Genomic DNA, 16,127 nt, shown 5'->3' on the forward strand with positions numbered 1-16,127 from the left:
GCCTGCGCCCGCCGCCACGAGAACTCCCATGCTGGGCAATCTTTCCGATATCGACCTGCGCCTGCTGCGCACCTTCTGCACCATCGTCGAGGCAGGCGGCTTCACTGCCGCCCAGGTGCGCCTGAACACCAGCCTGTCTCGGCTGAGCGTGCTGGTGCGCGACCTCGAACTGCGCCTGGGCTATTCGCTGTGCCGCCGCGGCAGCAGCGGCTTCCAGCTCACCGAGGAAGGACAGCAGCTGTACGAGGCGGCGCTCGGGTTGTTCGTCGACATCGAACGCTTCCGCGAACAGGTGACGGGCCTGGGTGGCCGCGACCGCGAGGTGCTGCACCTGGGCTGCGTCGATGGCGTGCTCGGCCAGCAGTGCTGGCCGCTGCCGCTGGCGATCCGGCTGTTCCGCGAAGGCAACCCGCGGGTGCGCCTGAACCTGCACACGCAGCGTCCGGACGAGCTGGAGAACGCCGTGCTGGAGGAGCGCCTGCAGTTGGCCATCGGCGCCTTCCACCATCGCCTGTCGGGCTTGCGCTACCAGTTGCTGTTCCGCGAGGAGCAGAACCTCTACTGCGCCCCGGGGCACCCGTTCTTCGCGCGAGTGGCGGACGAGCCGTCGCTGGAGCAGATCTGCGCCGCCGAGTACGTCGGGCGCGGCTACATGACCGAGAGCCGGCGGCCCCACGGGCTGATCTTCAGTCGCGCCACCAATGCCTACACCATGGAGGCGATCGCCAACCTGGTGTTCAGCGGGACGTTCATCGGCTACCTGCCCACCCACTACGCCGCGGAGTGGGTCGCCGAGGATCGCCTGCGGGCGATTCGCCCGGCGCAGTTGGCCTACATCTCGGAGTTCCATTGCGTGACCCGCCAGGGTGCCGAACCAGGCGAGGTGCTCGGCGCCTTCTTCGATGCCCTGGCGCGTGCCCAGGCCTCGCTGGGCAGCGGAGAGCCGGCGTGATCGATGACCTCAAGGTGCTGCGCGAGGACGGCTTCGTCCTGTTGCGCGGGCTGCTGGATGCCGAGCAGGTTGCCGACGTGCGCTCGCTGATCGACGAGCTGCGGCCGCTCCACTGGGACTACGAAGGACTGGTGGATCACTACAAGTGCGTGTTCAACCGTTCCCCGCGCTGGTTGCCCTATCTCGATCCGCCGGGATTGATCGAGCTGGCGGAAGCCGCTCTGGGCACGGACTGCCACGTGATCGGCCAGACGGCCTGGCGCTGCCATCCCGGCTTCATCGGCGCCGAGATGCACCAGGATTACCTGCCGGTCGCGTTGCCGGGAGCGGGCCTCGAACTGCCGATGTTCATCTGCACCGCGCAGGTCTATCTCGATGACATCAATGAGGAACTGTGCCCGACCTGGGTGGTACCCGGCAGCCACCGTGCGGGCCGCGCACCGGCGCCGGACGAGCGCGAATGCTCGGGCAGGGTTGCCGAGCCCGTGCTGTGCAACGCGGGCGATTGCCTGCTGTTTCGCAGCGACCTGTGGCACGCCGGCAGCCGCAACCTGAGCGAGCGCACGCGTTACCTGCTGCAGGTGCACTATGGGCGCCGGATGGTCGCGCAGAAGTTCTCGCCCTACCTGGACTGGACCTTCAACCCCGAGGTGCTCGCCGCCTGCACGTCGCGCCAGCGCCGCCTGCTGGGCGATCACGACGAGGCCGAGTACGACTGAATGAGAGGTGCACTGATGAAGGCTGTACATGCCGGCGGCTGCCATTGTGGCCAGCTGCGCTATGAGTGCGATGCCGCACTGACCGACGTCGCCCATTGCCATTGCTCGATCTGCCGGCGCACCACCGGCGGCATCGTCACCACCTGGGCCACCGTGCCCCTGGACAGCTTCCGCTGGACCCTCGGCACGCCGGCCGAGTATCGCTCGTCGGCGTCCTGCGTCCGCTACTTCTGCAGCCACTGCGGTGCGCAGCTGGCGCTGTTCACCGACCAGGCGCCGGAGACGCTGGACCTCACCACGGCGACGCTGGACGAGGTGGCGACCGTAGTGCCGGACCGGCATATCTGGGTGAAGAGCCGGCTGCCCTGGATCCACCTGGACGAGCAGCTGGAAGAGGAGTGGGAGGAGAGGCTCTAGCGCCCGCTGTCGCTCCTTGGTTGCGCACCAGATCGCTCCTGCGAAGGGCGGCACCTTAGCGCTCCTGTAGGAGCGAGCTCGTTTGAGAACGGGCTATCCGGTGGCTGTCAGGGCAGCTCCAGTCCGCCCGCCGCCTTGTGCAGCTCGCGCAGGTGTGCGCCGATCTGCTTGGTGTTGGCTTCCAGCGCGGTCAGCTCGTCGCGGCGCTCCGGGGTCAGCAGGGCACGCACTTCGCGATCGAGGTTGTCGCTGAGCTGGCGCAGGCGTTGCTGGCGCTGCTGGGTCTGTTTCTCCAGGGTCGCGGTTTCCGACGCCTGGGGTAGTCCGTAACCGCCATCCAGAAGCTCGGCGGGGCGACTGAGGAAGCCGCTGTCGTCGAGGATCTGCTGCAGCGTCTTGCCGGCTGCTGCGAGGTCGGGCTTGCTCTGCATGGCGTCCGGGTTGCTCAGGTACAGGCGCTTGAGCTCGTCCTGCGCCAGCAGCAGCTGGCGGCGCAGCGAGGCTTGCTCAAGCAGCAGCAGGGCGGCGCTGGAGCGCAGGTCGGCCTTGTCGAACCAGGGACGGCGCTCGACGGCGGGCAGGGCGAGCCAGTCTTCCACCTTGTCCTGCGGCACGTGCATACGCTGTTTCAGCACGTCGAACATCGCCTGGTAGCGGTCGCGGAAGGAGTCGAAGCGATACCCCAGGCGCAGCGCTTCCTTGGGGTCGTCCAGCACACTGGCGTCGGCGATGCCCTTGTTCTCCAGCAGGCCGAGTACGCCGTAGGGCGTGATGCTGTCCATGGTCTGCAGGCTCTGGCGCTGGATACCGCTGCGCAGCAGCTTGAGTGTCTCCACCGCACAGTTGTTGGACAGGAAGTAGTAGTTGCCATCGTAGCTCCAGTGGCTCTGCGCCGAACGCTCCACCAGGCTGGCGACTTCGTCGCGGCTGAGTTTGAGCGGTATCGAGGCCAGGCTTCGGAGCTCGACCTTGGTGTACTCCTCGATCACCTGGGACAGCGGCAACACGAACAGGCGCGACGGGTAGGCACCGGTCAGGCCATCCCAGCTGGAGAGCTGGAGGTCGCCGACGAAGGCGCGGTAGGACAGCACCAGGTGCTGGTCCAGGTCCAGGCGACAGGCCGGGCCGCGCGGGCGCCCTGGCGCGCAGACCACCAGGCGCAGCATGGTGTGTCCCCAGCGGCTGGCGATCTCGTTGTTCGCCTCGGCGATCAGGTAATCGACCTCGTAGACCCGTTCCGGATCGAGATAGCCCAGCGGCTGGCGGCCGAAGTCACGCCCGGCATTGAGGTAGGCGTACTGCGTCGAGCATGCGTCATGCGGACGCTCGCCGAAGCGCGCCGCGTAGTAGCGGTACAGCGCGGGGCGGCGGCAGGCGAAGCTGCGGTCGAGGAGGAAGTACTCCATGTTCACCGCGACGTACTCGCGCGGGTTGGTCAGCTCGTAGCGGTCCGGGCTGCGCAGCAGGAAGCGGTTGTGCTGCTCGCGCTCGCCATGCTTGCCGGCGTACTGCGGCCAGCCGGCCAGGTCGAGCAGGCGTGGATCGTCCGAGAGGGTGAAGCGGCGGCCGGTCTGGCCACGGCATTCGTCCGGCGCGCCGACGCGCCCGAGGCTCTTGTCGCGCATCGTGCAGCGGCGTATCACCCGGGCTTCGTCGGGCTCCCAGAGGCGCGCGCGGTCATAGAGGTGGGTCAGCTCATGGAGCAGGGTGGCCAGCAGCTCGCGGCGCAGGGTGCCGTGGGTGCGACCGGTCTGCTCGGTAGCGGCGCTGCCGTCGGTGAGCGGGCCGAGATAACGGGTGTTCAGGGCGATGGCGCCGGGGCGCAGGGTGCGGCCCATCCCATTGCTGGGCAGGTCGTCGCGCCATTGCACGTCGACGCGGCGGTCCAGACGCTGGACGACATTGCCCGGCAGGGTGTGCAGGGCTTCGTCCAGCAGTTGCTGGCTGGCCTGGCGCTGGGCTGCGTTCAGGCCGTCGGTATCCAGCTCGAGGCGAAGCGCGGCATGGCTGCTGGCGGCGACGATCAGCGCCAGGGCCGCCAGCCAGCGGCCAGCCCGGAGTTTCACAGAGCGAGGATGGCTTCAGCCAGGTCCTGGTCGGAGGCGTCACGCGCCTGCGGTACCTGCTCGCGCAGCACCGTGAACGCGGCTTCCAGCTGGGCGCCACGGATCGCGCCGTCGCTGCCGACGTAGCTGGCGGCGTCGTCGCGGGCTTCGCGGACGATCTTCATGTCACGCACGGAGGTGGTGGTGTCCGAGGTGAAGTCGATGCTGCGGGCGAAGGCGTTGGTGGTGATGTTGAACACACGGACCACCGAGTGGGCCTGGGCGGTGGACGCACAGGCGGCGAGCAGCAGGCCGAGGATCAGGGGGCTCTTGGAAAGCGAGCTGAGGCGCATGGATGTCTCCGAAAGGGCAGCGGGAGCTGCTCACTACGTTATTTGGCAAGAATTGCTTCGGCCAGTTCCCGATCGTTCGCTGCCAGCGCCGGGTATTTCTGCCGCAGCCAGTGCAGCGCCGCTTCCAGGCGCACGCCTCTGACAGCGCCATCCGTGGCAACGAACTGGGCCGCGTCATCACGGGCACCGCGCAGCAGCTTGTTGTCAAACGGCGCGCTGGTGACCTGGCTGGTGATGTAGCTGGTTCCCACCGGGAACTGAGTCGTCTGATCGAACGCCTGGGCAGGCAGGGAGCAGGTCAGTAGCGGGAGCAGGAACAGCAGGGTACGCATGGGCTTGGACGATCGAGAAAGCACGGCCGCCAAGGCTAACGGAATGCGCGTGGGAGAGCCAGCGCAGAGCGCCGGGCGGAACGCCCGGCGCGGCAGGGGTCTAGCGGTGGATCAGATGGTCAGGATGGCCTGGGCCAGCTGCTGATCGTTGGCGGCCAGGGTCGGCAGCTTGCTGCGAATGTGGGCGAGGGCCGCTTCCAGGTGCGCGCCGCGAATCTGGCCGTGGCTGGCGACGAAGGTGGCGGCGTCGTCACGGGCTTCGAGGACGATCTTGTCATCCTTGAAGGAGTTGCTGAGGTCCGAGGTGCCATCGGACGTGGCGCCGGTAGCGCGCACCGACAGGTCGGTGGTGTAGACGAAGCTGGTGGCAAAGGCGCCAGTGGCGCAGCCGATCAGGGCAGCGGCGGCGATCAGGCGAAGGCTGTTCTTCATGGAGTGGCTCCGGATAAGACCAAACACAGGTGGCCGGGGCGGCCACTCTAACTGTGCTCAGACTAGCCAAGACTGACCGACGTCACCAGCGCTCAGCGCCAGAATGGTTTCGAGATTTCTCTCACACGCTCGCTGGGGCTGATGCCCAGGTCCGCCAGTTGCAGGCTGGTCAGCTCTGCGAGCTGGCGGCGGGTGCGGGCGTTGCGCAGCCACTCGCCGAGCATGGCAGTCAGGCGGCGCAGCAGGGCAGGGCGAGGCGTGGGCAGATCGGATGGCAGTGCGCGTTCCATGGCGGGCTTCCTCGTGACCGTGGTGGAAGGTCGATACAGGCTCGCATCAGTCGAGAAAACGCATCAGAGGCAGCGAATCGTTATTGCGGGGGTACAGCGAGGCGAAATTCAGAACTGTACCGCCGCGGCTGCAGCTGGCTGTTCTGTCGGGTGTGAAGGGACGTGGTGCAGAAAAGCGGGCTTCGAGCCTGCCACGGGCCGCTCCAGTCGAGCGGCCTCAGGCGAACTACCAGTACAGTTACAGAGAGCCTGGAGAGTTTGGCTCAGTTGTACTGTTGAATCAACGCCAGAACGGCTTGTTCAGTTCGGCGTAACGCTGGGCTTCGCTGATGCCGGCGTCGGCCAGCAGGCGGGAGTCCAGGCGGGCCAGCTGACGGCGGCTTTCCATGCGGCGCTGCCACAGGCGAACGGTGCCGACGAGGCCACGATGGGCGCTGGAGGTGCTGCGGGTGGTGCTCAGAGCTGCGGAACCGAGGGTACGTTCCATGGTGGTCATCCTTCTCGCTTGTGGCGAGTAGTCAGTTGCTGAATGGATTGAGCATATGATCTGACTTTTTAGTCAGGGATGACAGGTACAGTTGCACGGTATTGCGACTGGTCAGCCGATTGTAATTTTGAACTGTAATGGTCTTTTTCGGGGCGAACTGTACCGTTGCGCTCCATTCTGGTGCGCAATGGTTGGGCGTCTGAGGTTTTTCGAGGGTGCCAGCCAGGGGGGGCGGCGAGGGAAGCTGAACAGTTGGAGCGGGATAAAAATCTGTTCAGGAATGTTTTTACGTGGTTTTTTTCCGGCTGTAAACCCTTGCGGGCCATTCATTGCTGAATGACCCGCAGAGCGTCTGGAATCAGCTCGCCGCCAGCATGTGGCCGCGTTCTTCCAGATTGATGTGCCATTCCAGGGCCTCGCGCAGGATGTGCGGGGTATGGCCGCCGCGCTCGCAGGCGGCATCAAAGTAACTGTTCAGGGCGTCGCGGTAGGACGGGTGCACACAGTTGTCGATGATCACACGGGCGCGCTCGCGCGGCGCCAGGCCACGCAGGTCGGCCAGGCCGACTTCGGTGACGAGGATGTCGACGTCGTGCTCGGTGTGGTCGACGTGGCTGACCATCGGCACCACGCTGGAGATGTTGCCGCCCTTGGCAATGGACTTGGTCACGAAGATGGCCAGGTGCGCGTTGCGGGCGAAGTCGCCCGAACCGCCGATGCCGTTCATCATCTTGGTGCCGCCCACGTGGGTGGAGTTCACGTTGCCGTAGATGTCGAATTCCAGCGCGGTGTTGATGCCGATGATGCCCAGGCGACGGACCACTTCAGGGTGGTTGGAGATCTCCTGCGGGCGCAGCACCAGCTTGTCCTTGTAGCGCTCCAGGTTGCCGAACACGTCGGCGTTGCGACGGGTCGACAGGGTGATGGAGCTGCCTGAGGCGAAGCGCAGCTTGCCGGCGTCGATCAGGTCGAAGGTCGAGTCCTGCAGTACTTCGGAGTACATGGTCAGGTTCTCGAAGGGCGACTCGATCAGGCCGCACATTACCGCGTTGGCGATACTGCCGATACCGGCCTGCAGCGGGCCGAGGCTGTTGCTCATGCGGCCGGCGTCCACTTCACGCTTGAAGAAGTCGATCAGGTGGTTGGCGATGCCCTGGGTCTCGTCGTCCGGCGGCAGTACGGTGGACGGGGAGTCCGCCTGGTCGTTGACGACGATGGCGACGATCTTGTCCGCGGGGATCGGGATGGCAGTGCTGCCGATACGGTCGTCGACCTTGGTCAGCGGGATCGGCGTGCGGGTCGGACGGTAGGTGGGGATGTAGATGTCGTGCAGGCCTTCCAGGTTGGTGTTGTGCGCGACGTTGATCTCGACGATCACCTGCTTGGCGAAGATCGCGAAGCTGGCGGAGTTGCCCACCGAGGTGGTCGGCACGATGTGGCCTTCCTCGGTGATGGCGACAGCTTCGATGACGGCGATGTCCGGCAGCTTGAGCTGGTGGTTGCGCAGTTGCTCGACGGTCTCGGAGAGGTGCTGATCGATGAACATCACCTCGCCGGCGTTGATCGCCTTGCGCAGGGTGCTGTCGACCTGGAACGGCATGCGGCGGGCCAGCACACCGGCTTCGGTGAGCTGTTTGTCGAGGTCGTTGCCCAGGCTGGCGCCGGTCATCAGGCTGATGCGCAGCGGCTCCTGCTTGGCGCGCTCGGCGAGGGCCTTGGGTACGGCTTTGGCTTCGCCGGCGCGGGTGAAACCGCTCATGCCGACGGTCATGCCGTCCTTGATAAGGGCCGCGGCCTGGTCGGCAGTCATCACCTTGTCCAGCAGGGAGGACATACGCACGCGATCACGGAACATGGGAAAACCTCGGGCAGTAGGAAGTGCGAGGCCGCCAGTCTAGGGACTCGGCGATTTTTGGCTCTTATACCAAGGTCGAAAAATCGCCCGGCCGGTCGCCTTCTTACTACCAAAGTCCATGGACGCGTCCATTGCTGGAAGGCAATGGACTGCGCGCGCAAGGTTGAAGTCCGATCAACGGTGACCTAGAGCGCCCGGAAGTCCAGGGCGGGCGGGAAGCTGCTGGCCTTGAGCGGGAACACCAGATCCTTGCGCTCATAGACTGTCACCCAGTGCGCCAACTGGTAGCGCGGAATGTAGTTGTCACGCAGCCACTGGCTCTGCGAGAGGTGATAGGTGAGCGTCAGCGGATTGCGCGTGACGAATCCATGGATCAGAACCACGTCCGGGGTCTGGTCATAGACATACTGCAGGGCCTCTTCCAGGCTGATGTCGCGATTGCTGTCCGAGTTCAGTCGGATCAGTGGGTCGACGACGCGCTTGTAGAGCTGTTTCGCGTGGCTGTTGGCGGCGTTGAGGTTGAAGTAGTACAGCGATACGGGTGGGGATGCGAGACCGAGCAGGTCGACGAAGTGTTGCTGCTTGCCGGCCAGGAAGGCGGTCTGGCCCATCTGGTCGTAGGCGATGCGCAGGCCCTGTGGATAGTTTTCCCGCAGGAAGTGGCCGATGGCTGCCTGGTAGTTCTGATCCAGGCTCTGCGCTGCAAGCAAGGGCGAGCGTTCCGCCAGCAGGCCATCGAGCGGTACCTGGCTCTGCGGATTACGCAACTTGTCGCGGTAGGAGGCCAGCGCGCGTGCGGGGTCATCTGCGATCAAGCGACCCATCAGCAGCAGTGCGTTCGGGCTGCGTCCGGCAAACAGCTCCATGCGCGGTATCCAGATGACCGCGACCACTGCACAGCACGCGTAGGCGGCCACCATGGCTCGGCCGGGGCGCCAGGTCAGCTGGCTGAGCGCATGGCCGGCGCAGGCGAACAGCAGGTAAAACTGCGGCAGGGCCAAGGCATAGAAACGGAAGTAGGGCTTGAAGTCGAAGTTCGAGCCAGCGAAGAAGACTCCCATCAGGGACAGTGCCACCAGCAGCATGAAGTTTGCCGGCTGGCTCATTCGCTTGAGCAGCAGAAACGCCGGAATCGCCAGGGCGAGCGGATAGAGAATCCGGAGCTCCTCCAGGACGAACCAGATGTAGGACCAACTGGCGCCCTCGGCTGTGATCTTGGAGTAGAACGCGCTGACCTGCACTTCGTGGAAGTAGACGAGTCGGAACACCAGGTAACTGCCGTAACCCAGGGCGCACCAAACGAGGATGCGCAGGGCGAAGCCCCGTTGGCCGTTAAAGGCGAAGAACAGCAGGAAGACAGGCACGAACAGGAATGCCTCGGGGCGCACGAACAGCAGCAGGACGAAGGGCGCTGCCTGCCATGCCCCTTTCACTCCCGGGCGCGAGCAGATGAGTAGGCAGCCGGACAGCAGCAGGGTATAGGCGGCCAGTTCCAGCCCACTATTGGCCCACCAGACGAAGGGCGTGCTGCCGGCAATCATTATTGCAGCAGCGGCGCCCCAGGCGGGGCTAGCGAGGTTTCTGCCCGCCAGATAGACCAGGTACACGGTGCCCAGGCCGCACGACAGGCCCAGCAGTTTGATCAATGGGATCGGTGCGGCGCCGAGGTAGACGCCCAGGGCGAGCAGGTACTGCCAGAGCGGCCCGCTTCCCGACTCCACGGGGGCGTCGCCGATGTTGAAGACGTAGCCGAAACCGTGGGCGATGTTCTCGGCCGCTCGGAAGTAGATGTAGCTGTCTTCTTCGATGAAGAAGTAGGCGAGCGCCGTGAGGACGCAGTAGAGAAGTAGAGCCAGCGCGACCAATGCGCGGCCTAGAGTGGCTTCTCCGGTGGACGATGGTGTGACGGGCATGACGGACATCCGTGTCATCGGGATGATCGGTGTTCCCGCCGCGACTCGGGTGCGGCAGGTGTGGGAAGAGATTGCGGGCTTAGCCGTTGTCTGGCGGCATTTGCCGGAACTGGAGGCTTTCCGGAAGGTGCGTGGCCTTGAGCGGGAACACCAGGTCCTTGCGCTCATAGACCAGCAGCCAGGTCGCGAGGTTGTAGCGCAGCACATAGCGCTGCTTGAACCATTCGCTGTCGCGCACATGGTGCGTGAGTGTCTTGTCGGAGCTGGCGACCAGGGTGTGGATGATGATGATGTCCGGGTCGGATTGTTCCACCGACCCGAGCGCGCCCTGCCGGTCGATATCGCGATCTTCTGCGCGCCGGCTTTGGATCAGCGGATCGAACACTTTCTTGTAGAGGGACTTGCTCGCGCTGTCCTGGGCGTTCTGGTTGAAGTAGTAGAGCGAGATCGGGCGCGTCGTCAAGCCGAGGAAGTCGACGAAATGCTGCTGCGAACCGGCGAAGTAGGGGGTCTGTCCCATCTGGTCATAGCCGATGGTCAGCCCCTGTGGATAGTTGTCGTGGAGGAACTGGCCTACCAGGGCCTGGTAATTGGCATTGATCACATACGGCACGCGAGCTTGCAGCCTGTCATCGACGGCGCTGCGTGTGTGAGGGGTGACGATCTTCGAGCCCAGCGCGGTGAGTGCGGCCGTCGGTTGCTCATGCAGCAGCTCCAGGACGTCGTAGAACGGGTTGCGTGTGAACTCGAAGAGGCCCGGCACTCGCGGCATCCACGCCACGGCGAGGCAGGCGGCGGCGACGTAGCCCACGACGACCGGCTTGAGTGCGGCTGGAACGGACGACAGCAGTCGTCCCACTGCGGCTGAGACCAGCAGAAGCAGCAGGGGCAGACAGTGGGCGAAGAAACGGTGATAAATCTTGAAGTCATAGTTGGCTGCGGCGAAATAGAGCCCACCGCAACTGAGCAACAACAGCAGCAGGAAGGGGCCATTGGCGACGTTGCGGCGCCAGATCAGAGCGGCGGGCAGCGCCAGCGCCAGCAAGTAGGTCAGGCGATACTGTTTCAGTACCGACCAGAGATAGTCCCAGGCCACGCCGTCGACCGAGATCTTCGCGTAGAAGGCGCTGATCTGGACCTCATCGAAATAGAAGTAGCGGAAGAAGAGGTACCCGCCGTAGGTCAGGGTGCACAGCGCCATGGTGCGAGCGGCGAGCGCGCGACGGCCGCTCAGCAGGAAGTACAGGACGAACACGCCAACGCTGATGAAGGCTTCCGGCCGGGCGAAAAGGAGCAGGGCGAATGCCAGTGCGCTGAGCCAGCCGTCCGCGCGTGGCTGGGGCGCGCAGGCGAATGCCACGCAACTGACCAGCAGCAGTGTGTAGAGCGAAACCTCCAGGCCGCTGCCGGTCCACCAGATGAAGGGAACGCTGGCTGCCAGCGCGATGGCCAGGCAGCCCGCCGTCACCGGCGTAGACAGTTGTCGGGCGACGCGATAGCTCACGAATAGTGTGCCCAGCCCGAACATCAGGCCCATTGCCTTGGCCAGCACCACCACATTGCATCCCAGCCACACCCCCAGCGCGAGCAGGTACTGCCAGAGGGGGCCGCTACCGGATTCGATCGGAATGTCATCGATGTTGAAGACGTAGCCGAAACCGTGGGCAATGTTCTCGGCGACCCGGAAGTAGATGTAACTATCTTCTTCGATGAAGAAGCAGCCCAGGGCGTAGAAGGTCATGTAGGCCAGGACGGCGAACAGGAAGAGGACGTTGCCCGGAAGATTCTGGTGCGGCGAAGGGCTGGTAGTGGTCATCGTGACTTCTTTGGCTTTCTTGTTGTAGGTCGACGCGTGCGCCATGACGGCACAGCGTGTCTGGCGCCTCCCCCCGGAGGCGCTGGCGGCGTTATCTAACCATGTTGCGGTCCATCAGGCCATCACGGAGGCAAAAACAAGGACACCGGCGCGAGGCCGGTGTCTTGTAGGGCGAGGATCGACGTTATTCGACGGCCTTGACCATGTCTTCGATGACTTTCTTGGCGTCGCCGAAGACCATCATGGTCTTGTCCAGGTAGAACAGTTCGTTGTCCAGGCCGGCGTAGCCGCTGGCCATCGAGCGCTTGTTGACTATCACGGTCTTGGCCTTGTAGGCCTCGAGGATCGGCATGCCGGCGATCGGCGACTTCGGGTCGTTCTTCGCGGCCGGGTTGACCACGTCGTTGGCGCCCAGTACCAGCACCACGTCGGTCTGGCCGAACTCGGAGTTGATGTCCTCCATCTCGAACACCTGCTCGTAAGGCACTTCGGCCTCGGCCAGCAGGACGTTCATGTGGCCCGGCATACGGCCGGCAACCGGGTGGATGGCGAACTTCACGTTGACGCCGCGATGGGTCAGCTTCTCCGCCAGTTCCATCAGCGCGTGCTGGGCACGGGCCACCGCCAGGCCGTAGCCGGGAACGATGATCACGCTGTCGGCGTTGGTCAGCAGGAACGAGGCGTCGTCGGCCGAGCCGGATTTCACCGGGCGGGCTTCCTTGGCGCCAGCCGGGCCGCCAGCGTCCGCTTCGGCGCCGAAGCCACCGAGGATGACGTTGAAGAACGAGCGGTTCATCGCCTTGCACATGATGTAGGAGAGGATCGCGCCCGAGGAGCCCACCAGGGAACCGGCGATGATCAGCATCGAGTTGTTCAGCGAGAAGCCGATACCTGCCGCGGCCCAGCCGGAATAGGAGTTCAGCATGGACACGACTACCGGCATGTCCGCGCCACCGATCGGGATGATGATCAGCACGCCGAGGATGAAGGCCAGGGCCAGCATCACGACGAAGGCGGTCAGGTTGCCGGTGAACATGAACAGCAGGCCCAGGCCCAGGGTGGTCAGGCCCAGCACCAGGTTGAGCATGTGCTGACCGGTGAACTGTACCGGTGCGCCCTGGAACAGGCGGAACTTGTACTTGCCCGAGAGCTTGCCGAAGGCGATTACCGAACCGGAGAAGGTGATGGCACCGATGGCCGCACCAAGGAACAGCTCCAGGCGGTTACCGGTCGGAATGGTATCGCCCAGGTTCTGCACGATGCCCAGCGACTGCGGCTCGACCACGGCGGCGATGGCGATGAACACGGCAGCCAGGCCGATCATGCTGTGCATGAAGGCGACCAGTTCCGGCATCTTGGTCATTTCGACGCGCTTGGCCATGATCGAACCGGCGGTGCCGCCGACCAGCAGGCCGATGATCACGTAGACGATGCCGGTGGTGGCGATCTCGCTGCTGATCTTGAACACCAGAGCGACGGTGGTCAGCGCGGCGATGGCCATGCCGATCATGCCGAACAGGTTGCCGCGGCGCGACGTTGTCGGGTGCGACAGGCCTTTGAGGGCCTGGATGAAGCAGACCGAGGCGATGAGGTAGAGGAGGGTGACGAGGTTCATGCTCATGTCAGTGCTTCTCCGCCTTCGGCGCTTTCTTCTTGAACATTTCCAGCATGCGGCGGGTGACCAGGAAGCCACCGAACACGTTCACTGCAGCCAGGGCCACGGCCAGGGTGCCCATGGCCTTTCCCAGCGGGGTGACGGTCAGGGCGGCGGCCAGCATGGCGCCGACGATCACGATGGCCGAGATGGCGTTGGTCACGGCCATCAGCGGGGTGTGCAGGGCAGGGGTGACGTTCCAGACCACGTGGTAGCCGACGTAGATCGCCAGCACGAAGATGATCAGGTTGTAGATGCCGTGGGAGATCAGCATGTCTTCCATAGTTTCTCACCGGTCTTCAGGGCCGGACGCGGGGTCCGGCGCGTTCTTATATAAGAAGGGCGATTGCTCGTTAGCCGTTCTTGCGCACGATCTGGCCGTCACGGCACATCAGGCACGCGGCGACGATGTCGTCTTCCAGGTTCACCGTGAAGCCTTCGGCGGTCAGGGTGAGCTTGAGGAAGTCGAGCAGGTTGCGTGCGTAGAGCGCGGAGGCGTCCGCCGGTACCAGCGCGGCCAGGTTGCTCAGGCCGACGATGGTCACGCCATGCTTGACCACGACCTGATCGGCCTCGGTGAGCGGGCAGTTGCCGCCTTGCGATGCCGCGAGGTCGATGACCACCGAGCCCGGCTTCATTTCGGCCACTGTGGCCTCATGAAGGAGCGTCGGCGCCTTGCGGCCCGGAATCAGCGCGGTGGTGATGACGATGTCCGACTGCTTGGCGCGCTCGTGCACGGCCTTGGCCTGGCGCTCCATCCACGAGGCCGGCATCGGACGAGCGTAACCGCCAACGCCTTCGGCGCACTCGCGCTCTTCGTCGGTCTCGTAGGGCACGTCGACGAACTTGGCGCCCAGCGACTCGATCTGCTCCTTCACCGCCGGACGTACGTCCGACGCCTCGATCACCGCACCCAGGCGCTTGGCTGTAGCGATGGCCTGCAGGCCGGCGACGCCGGCGCCGAGGATCAGCACGCGGGCGGCCTTAACGGTGCCGGCGGCGGTCATCAGCATGGGCATGAAGCGCGGGTAGTGATTGGCAGCGAGCATCACGGCCTTGTAGCCGGCGATGTTGGCCTGGGAGGAGAGCACGTCCAGGCTCTGCGCGCGGGAAGTACGCGGCGCGGCCTCGAGGGCGAAGGCGGTGACGCCGCGTTCGGCCATGCGGGCGATGTTCTCGTTGTTGAACGGATTGAGCATGCCGATCAGCACGGTACCCGGCTTCATCTGCGCCAGCTCGCTTTCGCTGGGCGCGACAACCTTTAGCACGAGCTCTGCGCCGAACGCATCGGCGGCAGTGCCGATCCTGGCGCCAACGGCCTCATAAGCGGCGTCCGGCTGGCTGGCGCTGACGCCCGCTCCGCTCTGGATGACGACCTGGTGGCCTTGCCCGATCAGTTTCTTGACCGTCTCCGGCGTTGCTGCGACCCGCGTCTCACCGGCTTGGGTCTCGAGGGGTACACCGATCTGCACTTGCAAATCTCCTGCGTGATCCTGGGATTGTCCGGGCTACTACGTTGGCGACCCGGGTTTTGAACTGGCAACGGTCTGTTTTTTATTTTAGGAGCTTGTGTGACCGGGCTGTGACCCGGTGGCCGCGGCATTGTGCAATCGAACCTGGAGGGCATCAAGAAGTTCTGGAGTGGTACTGAGCGATAACTACAAGTCACGTTTGGACCCGTAGTTTTCCGGTCGCCACCGAGGCCGCGTGGGCCCTGGCGTTTAGCCTAATTGCCTATTGTGACCGGACGGAAATGTCATCCTCGCCGTGAATGACCCCCCATCAGAGGCTCCCCATGCCCACCGAAAGGCCCGGTAATCCTGCAACAGGCTCAGGCATAGGTGTTAATTAATGTTTCTAATATGGAGTATGAGTCATTCCTGATATCTGACTTTCTGTAGCAGATTTTTTACATTGACTACGGGGTCAGGAAAATTGTCAGAAAGCTTCAAGGCCGCATGTTGCAACGCGCCAGAGCCCTGAGAAGTGGTTTAGCAGAAAGGTTGGATTTGTCCGGGGAAGGCGTGAGTGACGCAGAAAAAACAACGGCCACCGTTATCGGGTGGCCGCTGGGGGTGAGACACGGTGTCGCGGGGATCAGTTGCCGGCGCTGATCACGTTGGGCAACTGGGCGACCAGCTTGTCGTTGTGCAGCGGGGCGCGGATGAAGCCGTGCTGGGTGTTGTCCGGGCCGATGATGACCAGGTTGCCGCTGTGGTCGACGGTGTAGTTGGGCTTGCTGGTATCCGCCGGGATGTAGGGGATGCTCATGGCGTTGGCCAGTTTCTGCACGCTCTCTTCCGAGCCGGTGATGCCCTTGAAGCCGGCGTTGAAGAAGCCGAGGTATTCCTTGATGCGCGGCGCGGTATCGCGGTGCGGGTCGACACTGACGAACACCACCTGCAGGTTCTTCGCCACGTCCGGCGGCAGCTTGGTCTGCAGCTCGCGCAGTTGCGCCAGGGTGGTGGGGCAGACGTCCGGGCAGAAGGTGTAGCCGAAGAACAGCAGCGACCACTTGCCCTTCAGGCTGGCGGTCTGGAACGGCTGGCCGTCCTGGTCGGTGAAGGCGAGGTCAGGAACGCTGCGGGTCTGCGGCAGGATCACGATGCCGGCGTCGAGCAGCACGGTCGGGTCGAGCTGGTGGCGCTGGTTGAGCACCTTCTGGACGGTGAGGCCGAGGATCAGGGCGACGATGGCGACGAGGATGAAGACGGTCTTGTTGACTCGGGACATGGGGTTCTCGTGGGTCGGGACGTCTGGGCTTGGGCTGCTGTTCCTACCGTGCCCGTATCTGACAGCGCGGCGGCGATGTTCGCGAGCAGGCTCGCTCCTACGAAAAGCGCACCGCCGTTGGGCGCAACT

16 protein-coding genes are annotated in these 16,127 nt (G+C 64.3%); 3 read left to right on the top strand and 13 right to left on the bottom strand.

Features of this window, described 5'->3' with window-relative positions; translation table 11 throughout:
- Positions 1-28: 28 nt before the first annotated feature.
- The 3 genes from AC1ZV1_RS00390 to AC1ZV1_RS00400 are packed head-to-tail and all read left to right on the top strand — an operon-like array spanning position 29 to position 2,088.
- Positions 29-952: a LysR family transcriptional regulator gene (locus AC1ZV1_RS00390; protein WP_484295038.1), complete on the top strand. Its 924-nt coding sequence runs from the start codon at positions 29-31 to the stop codon at positions 950-952.
- Positions 949-1,671, top strand: a complete 723-nt coding sequence (locus AC1ZV1_RS00395; RefSeq protein ID WP_484295039.1) for a phytanoyl-CoA dioxygenase family protein — start codon at positions 949-951, stop codon at positions 1,669-1,671. The genes AC1ZV1_RS00390 and AC1ZV1_RS00395 overlap by 4 nt, the downstream gene beginning before the upstream one ends.
- Positions 1,672-1,686: 15 nt before the next feature.
- Positions 1,687-2,088 (top strand): GFA family protein, encoded by a 402-nt coding sequence (locus AC1ZV1_RS00400; RefSeq protein WP_484295040.1) that lies wholly within the window; start codon positions 1,687-1,689, stop codon positions 2,086-2,088.
- 107 nt (positions 2,089-2,195) lie between these two features.
- On the opposite strand, the gene AC1ZV1_RS00405 is transcribed toward AC1ZV1_RS00400, so the two are convergent.
- The 13 genes from AC1ZV1_RS00405 to AC1ZV1_RS00465 all read right to left on the bottom strand — a co-directional run bounded on the left by AC1ZV1_RS00405 (position 2,196) and on the right by AC1ZV1_RS00465 (position 15,998).
- Positions 2,196-4,154: a DUF7844 domain-containing protein gene (locus AC1ZV1_RS00405; protein ID WP_484295041.1), complete on the bottom strand. Its 1,959-nt coding sequence runs from the start codon at positions 4,152-4,154 to the stop codon at positions 2,196-2,198.
- Positions 4,151-4,486, bottom strand: a complete 336-nt coding sequence (locus tag AC1ZV1_RS00410) for a DUF2388 domain-containing protein (RefSeq protein WP_484295042.1) — start codon at positions 4,484-4,486, stop codon at positions 4,151-4,153. Before AC1ZV1_RS00410 ends, AC1ZV1_RS00405 begins: the two co-directional genes overlap by 4 nt.
- A 38-nt stretch (positions 4,487-4,524) precedes the next feature.
- Positions 4,525-4,818 carry a DUF2388 domain-containing protein gene (locus tag AC1ZV1_RS00415; RefSeq protein WP_484295043.1) on the bottom strand — a complete coding sequence of 98 codons (294 nt, stop codon included), beginning with the start codon at positions 4,816-4,818 and terminating at the stop codon, positions 4,525-4,527.
- Between the two features lie 111 nt (positions 4,819-4,929).
- Positions 4,930-5,250: a DUF2388 domain-containing protein gene (locus tag AC1ZV1_RS00420; RefSeq protein ID WP_484295044.1), complete on the bottom strand. Its 321-nt coding sequence runs from the start codon at positions 5,248-5,250 to the stop codon at positions 4,930-4,932.
- 92 nt (positions 5,251-5,342) lie between these two features.
- The gene (locus tag AC1ZV1_RS00425) at positions 5,343-5,540 is read right to left on the bottom strand and encodes a DUF1127 domain-containing protein (protein ID WP_484295045.1); all 198 of its coding nucleotides are present in this window, start codon (positions 5,538-5,540) and stop codon (positions 5,343-5,345) included.
- A 280-nt stretch (positions 5,541-5,820) separates the two neighbouring features.
- On the bottom strand, positions 5,821-6,027 hold the full coding sequence (locus AC1ZV1_RS00430) for a DUF1127 domain-containing protein (RefSeq protein WP_015474893.1): 207 nt from the start codon (positions 6,025-6,027) through the stop codon (positions 5,821-5,823).
- 358 nt (positions 6,028-6,385) lie between these two features.
- Positions 6,386-7,882, bottom strand: a complete 1,497-nt coding sequence (scpC, locus tag AC1ZV1_RS00435) for a succinyl-CoA:acetate CoA-transferase ScpC (RefSeq protein ID WP_484295046.1) — start codon at positions 7,880-7,882, stop codon at positions 6,386-6,388.
- 185 nt (positions 7,883-8,067) lie between these two features.
- Positions 8,068-9,795 carry a hypothetical protein gene (locus tag AC1ZV1_RS00440; protein WP_484295047.1) on the bottom strand — a complete coding sequence of 576 codons (1,728 nt, stop codon included), beginning with the start codon at positions 9,793-9,795 and terminating at the stop codon, positions 8,068-8,070.
- Positions 9,796-9,874: 79 nt separating this feature from the next.
- A complete protein-coding gene (locus AC1ZV1_RS00445) occupies positions 9,875-11,611 on the bottom strand; it encodes a hypothetical protein (RefSeq protein ID WP_484295048.1) in 1,737 nt (578 codons plus the stop codon).
- 184 nt (positions 11,612-11,795) lie between these two features.
- Positions 11,796-13,232, bottom strand: coding sequence for an NAD(P)(+) transhydrogenase (Re/Si-specific) subunit beta (locus AC1ZV1_RS00450; protein ID WP_081518899.1), 1,437 nt, complete (start codon positions 13,230-13,232; stop codon positions 11,796-11,798).
- 1 nt (position 13,233) lies between these two features.
- Positions 13,234-13,548: an NAD(P) transhydrogenase subunit alpha part 2 gene (locus AC1ZV1_RS00455; RefSeq protein ID WP_015474896.1), complete on the bottom strand. Its 315-nt coding sequence runs from the start codon at positions 13,546-13,548 to the stop codon at positions 13,234-13,236.
- 70 nt (positions 13,549-13,618) lie between these two features.
- Positions 13,619-14,737, bottom strand: a complete 1,119-nt coding sequence (locus AC1ZV1_RS00460; RefSeq protein ID WP_259758384.1) for a Re/Si-specific NAD(P)(+) transhydrogenase subunit alpha — start codon at positions 14,735-14,737, stop codon at positions 13,619-13,621.
- A 625-nt stretch (positions 14,738-15,362) separates the two neighbouring features.
- On the bottom strand, positions 15,363-15,998 hold the full coding sequence (locus AC1ZV1_RS00465; protein ID WP_484295049.1) for an SCO family protein: 636 nt from the start codon (positions 15,996-15,998) through the stop codon (positions 15,363-15,365).
- Positions 15,999-16,127 lie beyond the last annotated feature (129 nt).

The sequence above is a fragment of the Pseudomonas sp. BB438 genome, from assembly GCF_057180225.1.

Coding starts and splice junctions, on each gene's coding strand:
- AC1ZV1_RS00390 (WP_484295038.1), top strand. CDS start 29: ATGCTGGGCAATCTTTCCGATATCGACCTGCGCCTGCTGCGCACCTTC.
- AC1ZV1_RS00400 (WP_484295040.1), top strand. CDS start 1,687: ATGAAGGCTGTACATGCCGGCGGCTGCCATTGTGGCCAGCTGCGCTAT.
- AC1ZV1_RS00410 (WP_484295042.1), bottom strand. CDS start 4,486: ATGCGCCTCAGCTCGCTTTCCAAGAGCCCCCTGATCCTCGGCCTGCTG.
- AC1ZV1_RS00415 (WP_484295043.1), bottom strand. CDS start 4,818: ATGCGTACCCTGCTGTTCCTGCTCCCGCTACTGACCTGCTCCCTGCCT.
- AC1ZV1_RS00420 (WP_484295044.1), bottom strand. CDS start 5,250: ATGAAGAACAGCCTTCGCCTGATCGCCGCCGCTGCCCTGATCGGCTGC.
- AC1ZV1_RS00425 (WP_484295045.1), bottom strand. CDS start 5,540: ATGGAACGCGCACTGCCATCCGATCTGCCCACGCCTCGCCCTGCCCTG.
- AC1ZV1_RS00430 (WP_015474893.1), bottom strand. CDS start 6,027: ATGGAACGTACCCTCGGTTCCGCAGCTCTGAGCACCACCCGCAGCACC.
- scpC (WP_484295046.1), bottom strand. CDS start 7,882: ATGTTCCGTGATCGCGTGCGTATGTCCTCCCTGCTGGACAAGGTGATG.
- AC1ZV1_RS00440 (WP_484295047.1), bottom strand. CDS start 9,795: ATGCCCGTCACACCATCGTCCACCGGAGAAGCCACTCTAGGCCGCGCA.
- AC1ZV1_RS00445 (WP_484295048.1), bottom strand. CDS start 11,611: ATGACCACTACCAGCCCTTCGCCGCACCAGAATCTTCCGGGCAACGTC.
- AC1ZV1_RS00450 (WP_081518899.1), bottom strand. CDS start 13,232: ATGAGCATGAACCTCGTCACCCTCCTCTACCTCATCGCCTCGGTCTGC.
- AC1ZV1_RS00455 (WP_015474896.1), bottom strand. CDS start 13,548: ATGGAAGACATGCTGATCTCCCACGGCATCTACAACCTGATCATCTTC.
- AC1ZV1_RS00465 (WP_484295049.1), bottom strand. CDS start 15,998: ATGTCCCGAGTCAACAAGACCGTCTTCATCCTCGTCGCCATCGTCGCC.